The organism is Streptomyces sp. NPDC030820 (assembly GCF_055572075.1).
The window spans coordinates 467,395-481,873 of the sequence record NZ_JBVIEB010000001.1 but is presented as its reverse complement, the minus strand read 5'-3'; the positions used below and the strand labels follow the sequence as shown (position 1 = coordinate 481,873).

Below are 14,479 nucleotides of genomic sequence, written 5' to 3'. Positions count from 1 at the left end.
AGTAGCGGTCCGGACCGTTGCCTGGAGGCGTTGCCGGACCGAGGTACCTTTTGTAGCCGGCGTCGTTGGCCAGTGTCACCGCGCCACCGGGCAGATCCCTGCCGTCCTCCGCCCCGGCCGGAAGGCCGGTCACCGGACCTGCTCGCGGGCCAGCTGCTCGCCGTTGGCCACGGAATCAGAGGTCAACGGGAAGGTCCTGATCGGCGGTATGAAATCGTAGGGGCCATAGGATTTGATCGTGGCAATCCTCCGAAATATTCTGCTGACTGGGCCACGCGCATCCTATTTTTCGGCGCCGGAATTCCATTATCGTTTTGACGCTCACATAAGACACGCGTAAACCAATCGGTCGCAAGTTGCAGTTTCCGAGTTTTCTGCTCACGCTTGTTAGGTAAGTCTCAAACTGGCCATACTGCGCCCTCCCCGGGTGGCATCTTCTAGAGGAGCATCCCATGGCCAAGATCTTGTGCGTGATGACCGGCGCAAGCTATTGGACCTTGAAGGACGGGCATCGGCACCCCACCGGCTACTGGGCCGAGGAGTTCGTGGCGCCTTACACCGTGTTCACCGATGCCGGACACGAGGTCACCGTGGCAACTCCGCGGGGCGTCATTCCCGTTGTGGACACGATGAGCCTGCGCCCCGGTATGGCAGGTGGCGAGGAAAACTCCCTCCGGGAGGAAGCCGTCATCGAGAAGGCCGAGGAGCTGCGGCACCCCATCTCCCTCAAGGACGTGCGTCTCGATGGCTACGACGCGGTCTACTACCCCGGAGGCCACGGCCCGATGGAAGACCTTTCGGTCGACCCGGATTCTGGGGCGCTCCTGCGGGAGGCACTTGCCTCCGGCAAACCCCTCGGCGTCGTGTGTCATGCCCCGGCCGCTTTCCTTGCGACCCGTGACGCGAACGGCGACACGCCCTTCGCGAACTACCGGGTGACGGGTTTCTGCAACGAGGAGGAGGCCGGTGTCGGTTTTGCCGACAAGGCAAAGTGGCTGTTGGAGGACGAGCTGAAGAAGCTGCCTACCGACTATTCGCGGGGCCCTGCCTGGGAGCCCTACACGGTCGCGGACCGCAACCTCATCACGGGCCAGAACCCGGCGTCCTCGGGGCCTCTCGCCAAGGAACTCGTCAAGGCTCTGTCCTCCTGAAAGTACCTGCTGACTCTCGGTCACAGGAGCCGGGTTCCCGCCGGGTTGAGGCCCGGCAGGGCTGACTGTTCTGATCATGGGGCGTCGGCGGGCGCCTGATTCCCGGATGCCGGACCGTGCTCGCGCCACCCGGGTGACTGCTGTCGGCGGCAGGCGAGCGGATCGCCGACGCCTCAGCAGCCGTGCTGGAACAGCTCACTGTCCTGACCGGCCGCGTACGCGGTGATCGACTCATGGCCACCGGCCCTAGCCCGGCGGAGCGGAGCGCAGCCGGGTGCCTTGAACCCAGTAGAGGGAGTTGTAACTCAGCTGGCTCCTCCCATCAGGAAAGGGGGCTCGGGGCCGAGCAGTCAGGCAAGCCGGTAGGTCCCTCAGACCCACTCCACCTCGGAAACGATGTACGAGGTACTTCCAGGTCCCGGCAACGGCGTCCGAGAGGACGCCAGGGGCGCCGACGGACGAGGGGCCGATGCGCCGGCCGCAGCCAGAGCAGCCGCCACCTCCTCCTCGCTCACCCCCGCCAGCGCCTCCATCACCCGATCGAGTGCCTCGCTCACGTCAGTGCGTGTGACCACTCGAAGCCGGCGTCGGACCAGGGTTCTTGACCGTCAGAGGCAGCAACTTCTTGCCCGTCGGGCCGATTTGTATGGCCGTGTCCATCTGCGGGCAGACGCCGCAGTCGAAGCAGGGTGTCCAGCGGCAGTCCTCGACCTCCGTCTCGTCGAGGGCGTCCTGCCAGTCCTCCCAGAGCCAGTCCTTGTCCAGGCCGGAGTCGAGGTGGTCCCAGGGCAGGACCTCCTCGTAGGTGCGCTCACGGGTGGTGTACCAGTCGACGTCGACGCCGAAGGGCGCGAGAGCCTTGTCGGCGCAGGCCATCCAGCGGTCGTAGGAGAAGTGCTCGCGCCAGCCGTCGAAGCGGCCGCCGTCGTCGTACACCGCGCGGATGACGGCGCCGATACGGCGGTCGCCGCGGGAGAGCAGGCCCTCGACGATGCCCGGCTTGCCGTCGTGGTAGCGGAAGCCGATCGAGCGGCCGTACTTCTTGTCGCCTCGGATCTTGTCCCGGAGCTTCGCGAGCCGGGCGTCCGTCTCCTCCGCGCTCAGCTGCGGGGCCCACTGGAAGGGGGTGTGGGGCTTGGGGACGAAGCCGCCGATCGAGACCGTGCAGCGGATGTCGTTCGAGCCCGAGACCTCGCGGCCCTTCTGGATGACGTGCGTCGCCATGTCGGCGATCTGGAGGACGTCGTCGTCGGTCTCCGTCGGCAGACCGCACATGAAGTACAGCTTCACCTGGCGCCAGCCGTTGCCGTAGGCCGTGGCGACCGTGCGGATCAGGTCGTCCTCGGAGACCATCTTGTTGATGACCTTGCGGATGCGCTCCGAGCCGCCCTCCGGGGCGAAGGTGAGGCCCGAGCGGCGGCCGTTCCTCGTCAGCTCGTTCGCCAGGTCGATGTTGAAGGCGTCCACGCGGGTGGAGGGCAGGGAGAGGCCGATCTTGTCGTCCTCGTAGCGGTCGGCCAGGCCCTTGGCGATGTCGCCGATCTCCGAGTGGTCGGCGGAGGAGAGGGAGAGCAGGCCCACCTCCTCGAAGCCCGTCGCCTTCAGGCCCTTGTCGACCATTTCCCCGATGCCCGTGATCGAGCGCTCGCGCACCGGGCGGGTGATCATGCCGGCCTGGCAGAAGCGGCAGCCGCGGGTGCAGCCGCGGAAGATCTCCACCGACATGCGCTCGTGGACCGTCTCGGCCAGGGGGACGAGGGGCTGCTTGGGGTACGGCCACTCGTCCAGGTCCATGACCGTGTGCTTCGACACGCGCCAGGGGACGCCGCTCTTGTTCGGGACCACGCGGGCGATACGGCCGTCCGGCAGGTACTCGACGTCGTAGAACGCCGGGACGTACACCCCGCCCGTCTTCGCCAGGCGGAACAGGGCCTCCTCGCGGCCGCCGGGGCGGCCCTCGGCCTTCCACTCGCGGATGATCCGGGTCATGTCGAGCACGGCCTGCTCGCCGTCGCCGATGACCGCCGCGTCGATGAAGTCGGCGATCGGCTCGGGGTTGAACGCCGCGTGGCCGCCGGCCAGGACGATCGGGTCGTCGTCCGTGCGGTCCTTGGACTCCAGGGGGATCCCGGCCAGGTCCAGGGCGGCGAGCATGTTGGTGTAGCCCAGCTCCGTGGAGAAGCTGAGGCCGAACACGTCGAAGGCCTTCACCGGGCGGTGGCTGTCGACCGTGAACTGCGGGACGCCGTGCTCGCGCATCAGCGCCTCCAGGTCCGGCCACACGCTGTAGGTGCGCTCGGCGAGGACGCCGTCCTGCTCGTTGAGGACCTCGTAGAGGATCTGGACGCCCTGGTTGGGCAGGCCGACCTCGTACGCGTCCGGGTACATGAGCGCCCAGCGGACATCGCACTCGTCCCAGTCCTTGACGGTGGAGTTGAGCTCTCCGCCGACGTACTGGATCGGCTTCTGCACGTGGGGGAGCAGAGCTTCGAGCTGCGGGAAAACCGACTCGACAGGCATCTCGCGAACCTTCATGAGCTGACAGGGGTGACCATCAAGCCTAACCCGCCCGGCGGGCTCCCCCGAACGCTCAGCCGGTCGCCCCGGAACGGATCTCCTTCCACAGTCCCGGCAGCTCCGCCTCCGCCTGGGCCGCCCGTGCCTCCTCGCGGCCGTACAGCACCCCGTAGGTGAAGGTGCTCTCCCCCGCCGCGTGGGCCACCGCGGACAGCTCGCGCAGGGTCAGCCGGGTCATGACGCTGTCCTGGTGGTCGCCGAGGAGAGTGGTCAGGGACTTCATGGCCTTGGTGAGGGAGCGGGCCGGTTTGCCGAGGGCCGGGCCCGCCGCCTCGGCCGCGTACCGGGTGCGCTTGGCCTTCTTGCGGGCCTCGTGCACGGCCACGTCGCGTTCCTCGCCGGGCGGGACGCCGATCGCCCGCTCGACCAGGGCGGACAGGGTCGCCAGGTCCTTGTCCATGGCCTTGGCGAGCACCTTCTCCGGCTCTTTCCCGGCGGCCTTGCGCAGTGGCGGGTCGGCGAGGAGTGCGTCCAGGGTGTCCAGCAGGGTCAGATAGCGGCGGGAGTCCAGCACGCCGGTCAGATGGGCCTGTGCGCCGCCGCGGCGGGCCTCGGCCCAGGAGGCGAGGCGTTCGGGGACCGGGCCGAGGACCAGGTCGGACGGGAGGGCGTCTGTGGCGGCCGTCAGGCGTTCGGCCATCACCTCCTGGTCGCGGCCCACGCCCAGCTCGCCGGCGAGCCACTTCAGCTCGACCGCGACGGGGTCGGTGACGGCGCGGTCGAGGACGGAGCGGAAGCTGCGCAGGGTGCTGCGGGCGCGGCGGGTGGCGACCCGCATACGGTGCACGGAGTCGGGCACGTCCCGGCGGACGGCGGGGTCGAGTTCGACCAGTACGTCCCGCTGGGCGCGCAGATAGGCGAGCACATGGTCGCCGGCCGTCACGGGCGGCGCGGGCTTGTCCTTCCTACGGCGCTTTCCCCCTGTCTGCTCCAGGGCCCGGGCGAGCTTCGACGGCGACTTGGAGGGCCGCACGCCCGCCCTGCGCAGCCGTTTCTCCACCAGGTCCAGGAAGGCGGGGTCGCCGTCGTCGGCGAGTTCCACCTCGATCTCGGTCCACTGGGCGGCTGCGCCCGTCTGCGCGAGCCGCTCGGCGGTCACGGCGTCGACGCTCGCCTCGGCCAGCAGGGTGCCGTCGGCGTCGACCAGGTGGCGTACATCCCGGGCGGAGCGCAGCCGGACCAGTGGGACCAGTTCGGCGTCCCGGACCCGGGAACGGACCAGGGCGGCGATCTCCTCCGGGACGGTGTCGGAGAGCGGGGCCCGGATCTCGTCCCGCACGCCCGGTTCGACCGGGAACTTCAGATGCCAGCCGGCGTCCGAGCCTCCGGTGCGGCGGCGCAGGGTGAGGGATGCGGCGGCCAGGCGCTCGTCGGCGGTGTCGTAGTAGGTGGCGTCGAGCTCCACCAGGCCCTTGTCCAGGACGGCCGCCACTCCGCCGACGCCGGTCAGGTCCGGCAGCCCGCTGTCGTCGGACTCGTACTTGCGCTCGATCTCGCGTTTCGCATCCGCCATGGATCGAATCTAGTTGTCCGCGGGGTGGTGCGGCAGGGGCAGTCCCGGGTGAATGGCCGGAAAACTCCCGTCACCCACCCGGTGAACGACCCTCAGGGCCGGAGGGCTACGCCGACATGGGTCTCTGGACCTTGATCGACTGCAACAGCCCCACGGCCATCCAGACCGCGAACATCGACGAGCCGCCGTACGACACGAACGGCAGCGGCAGACCGGTGACCGGCATGATGCCGAGGGTCATGCCGATGTTCTCGAAGGACTGGAAGGCGAACCAGGCGACGATCCCGGCGGCCACGATCGTCCCGTACAGCTCGGTGGAGTCGCGGGCGATGCGGCAGGCCCGCCACAGCACCACGCCGAGCAGGAAGATGATGAGGCCGGCACCGAGGAAGCCCAGCTCCTCCCCCGCGACCGTGAAGACGAAGTCCGTCTGCTGCTCGGGCACGAACTGGCCGGTGGTCTGCGAGCCGTGGAAGAGGCCGGCACCGGTCAGGCCGCCGGAGCCGATGGCGATGCGGGCCTGGTTGGTGTTGTAGCCGACGCCCGCCGGGTCCAGGTCCGGGTTGGCGAACGCGGCGAAGCGGTTGATCTGGTACTGGTCCAGGATGTGCAGCTGCCAGATGGCGACACAGCCGATCACACCCATGGTGAGCAGGCCGAAGACCCAGCGGTTGGAGGCACCGGAGGCGAGCAGCACGCCCAGGATGATGGCCACCATGGCGAGCACCGAGCCGAGGTCCGGCATCAGCAGCAGGATCAGGCAGGGTACGGCCGCGAGGCCGAGGGACTGCGCCACGGTCCGGTGGTCCGGGTACGGCTTGTCGCCCGCGTCCACCCGGGCCGCGAGCATCATCGCCATGCCCAGGATGATCGCCACCTTGAGGAACTCGGCGGGCTGGAGCGAGAAGCCGCCGATCACGAGCCAGTTGCGCTGGCCGTTGATGGTGGCGCCGAGCGGGGTCAGGACCACCAGGGCCAGCAGGACCGACACGCCGTAGAGGATCGGCACGGCGTTGCGCAGGGCGCGGTGGCCCAGCCAGAGCGTGCCGATCATCAGGGCGAACCCGATGCCGAGGTTGATCAGGTGCCGTTCCAGGAAGAAGTACGGGTCGCCCTGGTTGATCTCGGTGCGGTTGCGGGTCGCCGAGAACACCAGCGCGGACCCGATCAGGGACAGCGCGACGGCGGCCAGCAGTATCGGCCAGTCGAGCCTGCGGGCCAGCGAGTCCCGGGCGAAGATCCTGGTCCAGCCGGCCCGCTCGGGGCCGTACCCGGAGACGGAGAAGCCGTTCGCGCCGGTCATGAGGGCATCCTCCGGCTTCCCCGCCCGGGGATCCTGCGTGGTCGCCTGCGGGTGTTGCGGTTGCCCGTGGTGGGCGAAGGCGAGGTGGCGGGCTGCTGGTCGCTGCCGTTGCTGGGGTTGTCCTGCTGGGAGGCCTCGGCGTCCTTCGCCGGGTCGCCGTTGATCTTCGGGGCGTCGATCGTGCCGTCGGTGCGGACCTTCGGCAGGCCCTTCTGCGGCTGGGGCAGCAGCGCCTTCTTGTTGTCGATGGAGCCGTCGCCCTGGACGCCGTACAGCGCGCTGTAGATGTTGCGCACGGCCTCACCGGAGGAACCGGAACCCGTACCGGCCTGGGAGATCGTCATGATCACCGAGTAGTCCTTGGAGTACGTGGCCAGCCAGCCGGTGGTCTGCTTGCCGTAGACCTCGGCGGTACCGGTCTTGCCGTGCAGCGGGATCTTGTCCTGCGGCCAGCCGTTGAACTTCCACGCGGCCGTACCGCGGGTGATGACGCCCGCGAAGGCGTCGTCCATGCCCTTGAGGGTGGCCTGGCTGACCGGGAGCTTACGCTGCACCTTGGGCTTGATCTCCTGGACGCTCTTGCCGTCGGCGCTGATGATCGCCTTGCCGATGGTCGGGACGTACTCGGTTCCGCCGTTGGCGACGGCGCCGTAGATCATGGCCTCCTGTATCGGCGTGACGAGGGTGTCGCCCTGGCCGATGGAGTAGTTGATCTCGTCACCCTCGCGCATCTTGTTGCCTTCGAGGCAGTTCTCGTAGGCGATCCTCTCGACGTAGGAGCCGTCCTTCTTGCCGCTCTTGCACCAGGCGTCCTTGTTGGCCTTCCAGTAGTCGAGCTTCCACTGGCGGTCGGGGACGCGGCCGGTGACCTCGTTGGGCAGGTCGATGCCGGTCTCCTTGCCGAGGCCGAACTGGTGGGCGGTCTTGAAGAACCAGTCCTTCGGCTGGCCCTTCTTGGGGTTGATGCCGCCGTCCTTCTTCCACTCCCTGTCGGCGAGGCCGTAGAAGACGGTGTCGCAGGAGACCTCGAGGGCGCGCCCGAGGGAGATGTCGCCGAAGTTCTCGCCCTCGAAGTTCTTGAAGACCTGGCCGCCGACCGAGTACGAGCTGGTGCAGGGGTAGCCGCCGTCCCAGGCGTAGCCGGCCTGGACCGCGGCGGCCGTCGAGACCACCTTGAACGTCGAACCGGGGGCCGCCTGCCCCTGGATGGCCCGATTCAGCAACGGGTAGTCGGAGTCCTTGCCGGTGAGGGCCTTGTAGTCCTTGGCGGAGATGCCGCCCACCCACACGTTCGGGTCGTAGCTCGGGGCCGAGGCCATCGCGACGATCCGGCCGGTCTTGGCCTCCATGACGACGACGGCGCCGGAGTCGGCCTTGTAGTTCTCCTGGGTGATCTTGTCGTACTGCTGGCGGGCGGCCTTCATCGCCTGGTCCAGTTCGTACTCCGCGACGCGCTGGACCCGGGAGTCGATGCTGGTGACCAGGTTCGAGCCGGGCTCGGCGGCGTCGGACTTGGCCTTGCCGATGACCCGGCCGAGGTTGTCCACCTCGTAGCGGGTGACGCCGGCCTTGCCGCGCAGCTCCTTGTCGTACTCCCGCTCCAGGCCGGAGCGGCCGACCATGTCGGAGCGCAGATAAGGCGAGTCGGTGTCCTTGGCCTTCTGGATCTCGGCGTCGGTGACGGGCGAGAGATAGCCGAGCAACTGAGCGGAGTTGGAGCCGCCCGGGCCCGGATAGCGGCGCACGGCCTCGGGCTCGGCGGTGATGCCGGGGAAGTCCTCGGTGCGCTCACGGATCTGCAGGGCCTGCTTGGGCGTGGCCTTGTCGGTGATCGGGATGGGCTGGTACGGCGAGCCGTTCCAGCACGGCTTGGGGGTCTTGGCGTCGCACAGCCGGACTTTCTGGATGACCTCCTCGGGCTTCACGCCGAGGACGCCGGCCAGCTTGGTGAGGACGGCCTTGCCGTCGTCCTTCTGCTTGAGCAGGTCGGTGCGGGAGGCGGAGACGACCAGGCGGGTCTCGTTGTCCGCGAGGGGCACCCCGCGGGCGTCCAGGATGTCGCCGCGCACGGCGGGGTCGACGACCTGCTGGACGTGGTTGCCGGACGCCTCCTTCTGGTACTGGGCGCCCTCACGGATCTGCAGGTACCACAAGCGGCCGCCGAGCGTGCCGAGCAGGGAGAGGACGAGGATCTGGATCACGACGAGCCGGATCTGGACCCGTGGGGTCCGACCGGTCTCGGGGATGTTGGTCACTGCGGTTGCCTCCCCCTCTCAGTGCGCATGTGCGAGAACGCGTACGAATGATGAACGACCAGCCTGTGAACCCGCGTTCCACGAAAGCTGACCCGTTCGGGTGAACTCCGCGAAGTCCCCGACTGCCTGACTCGCCCTCACAGCCGCTTGACCCCCTTGATCCGGCCGACCCGCGTGGAGCGGGTGCGGGCCTTGGCCTTCAGCGCGCCGAGGCCGCCGCGCTGGCTGCCGATGCGCAGGCCGGTGCCCGAGGAGAGCCAGCCGGAGGAGATGTCACCGGCCTTGGCGGCGGGGCCGCTCTCGGTCAGCGGGTCGTTGTCCGCGCGGCGGGCCAGCCACATGACCGCGGGGACCACGAACGGGGCGAGCAGCAGGTCGTACAGGGCCGCGGAGAACAGCAGCCCGGGCAGGCCCACATGGCGGGCGGCGGTGTCGCCGACGAGCGCGCCGACGCCCGCGTACAGCAGCGTGGAGCCGATGGCGGCGGCGACCACGACGGCCATCGGGCCGGTCGCCGACTTCAGGCGGCCGTTCTCCGGTTTGATGAGCCCGGCGAAGTAGCCGGTGACGCAGAGCACGAGGGCGTAGCGGCCGGCCGCGTGGTCGGCGGGCGGGGCCAGGTCGGCGAGCAGGCCGGCGCCGAAGCCGACGAGGGCGCCACCCACATGGCCGTACACCATGGCGAGGCCGAGGACGGTGAGCAGCAGCAGGTCCGGGACGGCGCCCGGCAGATGCAGGCGGGCGAGGACGCTCACCTGGACCACCAGGGCCACGACGACCAGCGCGCTGGAGAGCAGGATCCGGTTGAGGCGCATGGGAAGAGTCAGCTCCTACTGCTGCTGGCCGGTCGAGTCGTTCGCGTTGGCCGACGGGGTCACCGTCACGGTCACCGTGGGGACCGGCTTGGGCTTGGCCGGCAGGACCTCGTCGCGCGGGTCCTTCTTCGGGGCCTGGACGACGACGCCGACGATGTCGAGCTTGGTGAAGCCGACGTACGGGGTGACGTAGATGGTGCGGGTGAGGCCGCCGTTGGAGGGCTCGACGTGGGAGACCACGCCGACCGGCACACCGGGCACGAACGGGCGGTCGGCCTGCGAGCCGAAGGTGACGAGGCGGTCGCCCTTCTTCACCTCCGCCTTGGCGTTGAGCAGTTCCACGCGCAGCGGGCGGTCGCCCTGCCCGGAGGCGAAGCCGAGTTCGTCGCTGCCCTCCATGCGGGTGCCGACGGTGAAGTCGGGGTCGTTGGCGAGCAGCACGGTGGAGGTGTCCGGGCCGACGGTGGTGACGCGGCCGACCAGGCCGTCGCCGTTGAGGACGGTCATGTCGCGCTTGATGCCGTCGTTGGCGCCGGCGTCGATGGTGATGGTCCAGGAGAAGCCCTGGGCCGCTCCTATGGCGATGACCTGGGCGCCCTTGATGCCGTACTGGCCCTCGCCGGCGATCTTCAGCATCTTGTCGAGCTGGTGCAGCCGGCTGCGGTTGCGGTCGTCGCTGCCGAGTTTCGCCTTGAGGGCCGCGTTCTCCTTCTCCAGCCGGGCGAGCCGGTCGTGCCGGCTGCCGGAGGCGCGGATCGCGGAGACGGCGTTGCCGACCGGATCGACCGCTGAGGACAGCCCGTTCTCGACGGGGCCGAACACCGCGGCCGCGGCCTGCCGGGCGCCGTCGACCGGGGAGTTCCGGCCTCCGCGGATGTCCACCGTGATCAGCGCGAACGCGATGGCGATCAGCAGGACCAGGAGCAGCCGGCTCTCTTTCGTGTCCCTCACGTGCGGCGGCCGTGCCCTTCCTCAATAGGAATTCGGGAGCCCCTTGGCGGGCGCGTCACGCGACGGGATACGCGAAAAGCAAACCCGAGGGGCCCAATTGTGGGAGCTTATGCCTCTATATCAACGATCCGCCGCACGAGAGGCGAACGGCTCGTACGGCGGAATCGAAGAGTTACGTCACCTGCGCGGCTGGGCGTCCAGGACCTGCTGCAGCGCCTCGAACTCCTCGACGCACTTGCCGGAACCGAGCGCGACGCTGTCCAGCGGGTCCTCGGCGATGTGGATCGGCATGCCGGTCTCCCGGCGCAGCCGCTCGTCGAGCCCGCGCAGCAGGGCTCCGCCGCCGGTCAGAACGATTCCCCGGTCCATGATGTCGCCGGACAGCTCCGGCGGGCACTTGTCGAGGGTCGTCTTGACCGCGTCCACGATCGCGTTGACCGGCTCCTCGATCGCCTTGCGGACCTCGGCGGCCGAGATGACCACGGTCTTGGGCAGCCCGGACACCAGATCCCGGCCGCGGACTTCGGTGTGCTCGTCGGAGTCGAGGTCGTACGCCGAACCGATCGTGATCTTGATCTGCTCGGCCGTGCGCTCACCCAGCAGAAGGCTGTACTCCTTCTTGATGTACTGGATGATCGCGTTGTCCAGCTCGTCGCCCGCGACCCGGATGGACTGGGCGGTGACGATGCCGCCGAGCGAGATGACCGCGACCTCCGTGGTACCGCCGCCGATGTCCACCACCATGTTGCCCGTGGCCTCGTGGACCGGCAGGCCGGAGCCGATGGCGGCGGCCATGGGCTCCTCGATGATGTGCACCTGGCGCGCACCCGCCTGGGAGGACGCCTCGATCACGGCGCGGCGCTCGACGCCCGTGATGCCCGAGGGCACACAGACGACGACCCGCGGGCGGGCGAGATACCGCCGCTTGTGGATCTTCAGGATGAAGTAGCGGAGCATTCGCTCGGTGATCTCGAAGTCGGCGATCACGCCGTCCTTCAGCGGGCGGACGGCCACGATGTTGCCCGGCGTCCGGCCGATCATCTTCTTCGCTTCGGCGCCGACCGCGAGAATCCCACCCGTGTTGGTGTTGATCGCGACGACGGACGGCTCGTTGAGTACGATTCCGCGACCCCTGACGTACACCAGCGTGTTGGCGGTCCCGAGGTCGACAGCCATGTCACGGCCGATGAACGACATTGAGTTCCCCATCCGGATTCATCTGGCCTTCCCGAGCTTTTGAGGGCATATCAGGTCGGCGAGGCGGGTGCGGTGACGCGAAGGCTTCCATCGTAAACGCGCCTTCGCGAACACTGCGCGAGGGTCTCCGCCATTGTCACCATGTGGCGGCCCGCCCCGCTTGTGGAGACGCTCCATCGGTGGCACGCGTTCCCCCGAACGGCAAGGCATATGCCAAGGGACGGCCGGAAATGTACGGCCGTCCCTGGTCGGGCGCAACCGGACGAAGCTGACGCCCACTCAGAAAAATTACCGAAAACTCAATCGACCGCGGCTCACGCCCGACCCGGGAAGAAGATCTTCACCTCACGCTCGGCGGACTCCTCGGAGTCGGAGGCGTGGATCAGGTTCTCGCGGACGATCACACCGAAGTCGCCGCGGATGGAACCGGGCGCGGCGGCGATCGGGTCGGTCGGGCCGGCGAGCGCGCGCACGCCCTCGATGACCCGCTCGCCCTCGACGATCAGCACCACGACCGGGCCGGAGGACATGAACTCGACCAGCGGCTCGTAGAACGGCTTGCCGACGTGCTCGGCGTAGTGCTGCTCCAGCGTGGCACGGTCCAGGGTGCGCAGCTCCAGCGCGGTGATCTGCCAGCCGGCCTTGCGCTCGATTCGGCTGATGATCTCGCCGGTCAGGCCGCGACGGACGGCGTCGGGCTTGAGGAGGACGAGGGTGCGCTGGCTCACGGGGGGACTCCTTCTGACGGTCGTCTGCGGTGGTGGGACGAGGTTACAGGGCGTGTCGGGCCGCCCGTCACACAGCGTCAGGTGTAGAGGAACCGGACTCCGCCTGGGCAGCGAATCCGGCCTTCGCCGCGTCGACCTTTCTGCCGAAGTGCACCGACGCCCACCACAGCGCCGCGAACACCGCGCCCATGAAGTACATGGTCGGGACGAAGACCCCGGAGGCGATCAGCGCGAGCTGCAGGGCCCAGCCGAGGGCCACCCCGCCGGGCCGGGTCACCATGCCGCACAGCAGCACACACAGCAGCATGGCGATGCCGCTGACCAGCCACACCGTGGAGACGGACAGGCCGGGGTCCTTCATGGCGACGAGCCCGGCGAACCCGATGACGAAGAACTCACCGATCAAGGTCGATGCACAGAGCGTACGCATCTTCGAGTCTCAGCCCTTCCCCAGCAGCAGCCGGGCCTCGCCGACAGTGATCACGGAGCCGGTGACCAGCACACCGCCACCGGCGAACTCGCCCTCCTCCTCGGCCAGCGTGATCGCGGCCTCCAGGGCGTCCGGCAGCCGCGGCTCGACCTGCACCCGCTCCTCGCCGAACACCTCGACGGCGATCGCGGCCAGCTCGTCCGCGTCCATCGCCCGATGGCTGGAGTTCTGCGTGACGACGACCTCCGCGAAGATCGGCTCGAAGGCCTCCAGCAGACCCCGCACGTTCTTGTCGCCGCTCGCGCCCACCACGCCGATCAGCCGGCTGAAGTCGAACGCCTCCTGCACCGCCTCCGCGGTCACCCGGGCGCCCGCCGGGTTGTGCGCGGCGTCCAGCACGACGGTCGGGGAGCGCCGTACGACCTCCAGGCGGCCCGGCGAGGACACGGCCGCGAAGGCCTTGCGGACGGTGTCGATGTCCAGCGGCTCGGCGCGCTGCGCGCCGACGCCGAAGAACGCCTCCACGGCGGCCAGGGCGACGGCCGCGTTGTGCGCCTGGTGGGCACCGTGCAGCGGGAGGTACACCTCGGGGTACTCACCGCCGAGGCCGCGCAGCGTCATCAGCTGCCCGCCGACGGCCACCTGCCGGGCGACGACCCCGAACTCCAGGCCCTCACGGGCCACGGTGGCGTCGACCTCGACGGCCTTCTTCAGCAGCACCTGCGCCGCGTCCACCGGCTGCTGGGCCAGGATCACGGTCGCGTCCTGCTTGATGATCCCGCCCTTCTCACCGGCGATCTCCGCCGGTGTCTCGCCGAGGCGGTCGGTGTGGTCCAGGTCTATGGGGGTGATCACGGCGACGTCGCCGTCGATGACGTTGGTGGCGTCCCAGGAGCCGCCCATGCCGACCTCGACGACGGCGACGTCGACGGGCGCGTCCGCGAAGGCGGCGTACGCCATGCCGGTGAGGACCTCGAAGAACGACAGCCGGTACTCCTGCTGCGCGTCCACCATCTCCACGTACGGCTTGATGTCGTGGTACGTCTCGATGAACCGCTCGGCGGAGATCGGGGCGCCGTCCAGGCTGATGCGCTCGGTGATCGACTGCACATGGGGGCTGGTGTAGCGGCCGGTGCGCAGCTCGAAGGCGCCGAGGAGGGCCTCGATCATGCGGGCGGTGGAGGTCTTGCCGTTGGTGCCCGTGATGTGGATCGAGGGGTACGACCGCTGCGGCTCGCCCAGGACGTCCATCAGCGCGGAGATGCGGCTGACCGAGGGCTCCAGCTTGGTCTCGCCCCAGCGGGTGGCCAGCTCGGCCTCGACCTCGCGCAGGGCCTTGTCGACCTCCGGGTCCTCGGGCCGTGCGGGCACGTCGGCGTACGGCTGCCCGCCCTGGGTGCGCAGGGTGCGGCTGCCGGCCTCGATCACGGCGAGGTCGGGGTCGCGGGTGGTCTCGGCCTCGATGATCTCGTCGAAGCTGTCGAGGGAGTCGGGCTGGTCGGTGCCGTTCGGGTCGCTCACGGTGCCAGTCTACGGAGCGGCACCGACATAGGTGGGCG

General features: G+C 69.1%; 11 protein-coding genes and 1 pseudogene. 1 reads left to right on the top strand and 11 read right to left on the bottom strand.

Going from position 1 to position 14,479, the window contains the following annotated elements; translation table 11 throughout:
* Window positions 1-22: 22 nt before the first annotated feature.
* Window positions 23-79 (bottom strand): annotated as a pseudogene (locus tag ACZ418_RS02200) (YbhB/YbcL family Raf kinase inhibitor-like protein); the annotation flags it as partial.
* 373 nt (window positions 80-452) lie between these two features.
* On the opposite strand from ACZ418_RS02200, the gene ACZ418_RS02195 reads away from it, so the two are divergent.
* A complete protein-coding gene (locus tag ACZ418_RS02195; RefSeq protein WP_468355557.1) occupies window positions 453-1,151 on the top strand; it encodes a type 1 glutamine amidotransferase domain-containing protein in 699 nt (232 codons plus the stop codon).
* 558 nt (window positions 1,152-1,709) lie between these two features.
* Here the strand turns inward: ACZ418_RS02195 and ACZ418_RS02190 are convergent.
* The 10 genes from ACZ418_RS02190 to folC form a co-directional block, all read right to left on the bottom strand.
* The gene (locus ACZ418_RS02190) at window positions 1,710-3,671 is read right to left on the bottom strand and encodes a TIGR03960 family B12-binding radical SAM protein (protein ID WP_468355554.1); all 1,962 of its coding nucleotides are present in this window, start codon (window positions 3,669-3,671) and stop codon (window positions 1,710-1,712) included.
* A gap of 70 nt (window positions 3,672-3,741) precedes the next feature.
* A complete protein-coding gene (locus tag ACZ418_RS02185) occupies window positions 3,742-5,241 on the bottom strand; it encodes a CYTH and CHAD domain-containing protein (protein WP_468355551.1) in 1,500 nt (499 codons plus the stop codon).
* Between the two features lie 106 nt (window positions 5,242-5,347).
* Window positions 5,348-6,544: a rod shape-determining protein RodA gene (gene rodA, locus ACZ418_RS02180; protein WP_468355548.1), complete on the bottom strand. Its 1,197-nt coding sequence runs from the start codon at window positions 6,542-6,544 to the stop codon at window positions 5,348-5,350.
* Window positions 6,541-8,799 (bottom strand): penicillin-binding protein 2, encoded by a 2,259-nt coding sequence (gene mrdA, locus ACZ418_RS02175; RefSeq protein WP_468355545.1) that lies wholly within the window; start codon window positions 8,797-8,799, stop codon window positions 6,541-6,543. The genes rodA and mrdA overlap by 4 nt, the downstream gene beginning before the upstream one ends.
* Window positions 8,800-8,936: 137 nt before the next feature.
* Window positions 8,937-9,614: a rod shape-determining protein MreD gene (mreD, locus tag ACZ418_RS02170; RefSeq protein WP_468355542.1), complete on the bottom strand. Its 678-nt coding sequence runs from the start codon at window positions 9,612-9,614 to the stop codon at window positions 8,937-8,939.
* Window positions 9,615-9,629: 15 nt separating this feature from the next.
* Entirely contained in the window at window positions 9,630-10,565 is a 936-nt protein-coding gene (gene mreC / locus ACZ418_RS02165) for a rod shape-determining protein MreC (protein ID WP_468355539.1), read from the bottom strand.
* 177 nt (window positions 10,566-10,742) lie between these two features.
* Entirely contained in the window at window positions 10,743-11,762 is a 1,020-nt protein-coding gene (locus tag ACZ418_RS02160; protein ID WP_020940056.1) for a rod shape-determining protein, read from the bottom strand.
* A 314-nt stretch (window positions 11,763-12,076) separates the two neighbouring features.
* Entirely contained in the window at window positions 12,077-12,490 is a 414-nt protein-coding gene (ndk, locus tag ACZ418_RS02155) for a nucleoside-diphosphate kinase (RefSeq protein WP_228625078.1), read from the bottom strand.
* 67 nt (window positions 12,491-12,557) lie between these two features.
* Entirely contained in the window at window positions 12,558-12,920 is a 363-nt protein-coding gene (locus ACZ418_RS02150) for a DUF4233 domain-containing protein (protein ID WP_468355535.1), read from the bottom strand.
* A 9-nt stretch (window positions 12,921-12,929) separates the two neighbouring features.
* A complete protein-coding gene (folC, locus tag ACZ418_RS02145; protein WP_468355532.1) occupies window positions 12,930-14,441 on the bottom strand; it encodes a bifunctional tetrahydrofolate synthase/dihydrofolate synthase in 1,512 nt (503 codons plus the stop codon).
* Window positions 14,442-14,479: the final 38 nt, after the last annotated feature.

Coding starts and splice junctions, on each gene's coding strand:
- ACZ418_RS02185 (WP_468355551.1), bottom strand. CDS start 5,241: ATGGCGGATGCGAAACGCGAGATCGAGCGCAAGTACGAGTCCGACGAC.
- ACZ418_RS02150 (WP_468355535.1), bottom strand. CDS start 12,920: ATGCGTACGCTCTGTGCATCGACCTTGATCGGTGAGTTCTTCGTCATC.
- ACZ418_RS02160 (WP_020940056.1), bottom strand. CDS start 11,762: ATGTCGTTCATCGGCCGTGACATGGCTGTCGACCTCGGGACCGCCAAC.
- ACZ418_RS02195 (WP_468355557.1), top strand. CDS start 453: ATGGCCAAGATCTTGTGCGTGATGACCGGCGCAAGCTATTGGACCTTG.
- ACZ418_RS02190 (WP_468355554.1), bottom strand. CDS start 3,671: ATGCCTGTCGAGTCGGTTTTCCCGCAGCTCGAAGCTCTGCTCCCCCAC.
- rodA (WP_468355548.1), bottom strand. CDS start 6,544: ATGACCGGCGCGAACGGCTTCTCCGTCTCCGGGTACGGCCCCGAGCGG.
- mreD (WP_468355542.1), bottom strand. CDS start 9,614: ATGCGCCTCAACCGGATCCTGCTCTCCAGCGCGCTGGTCGTCGTGGCC.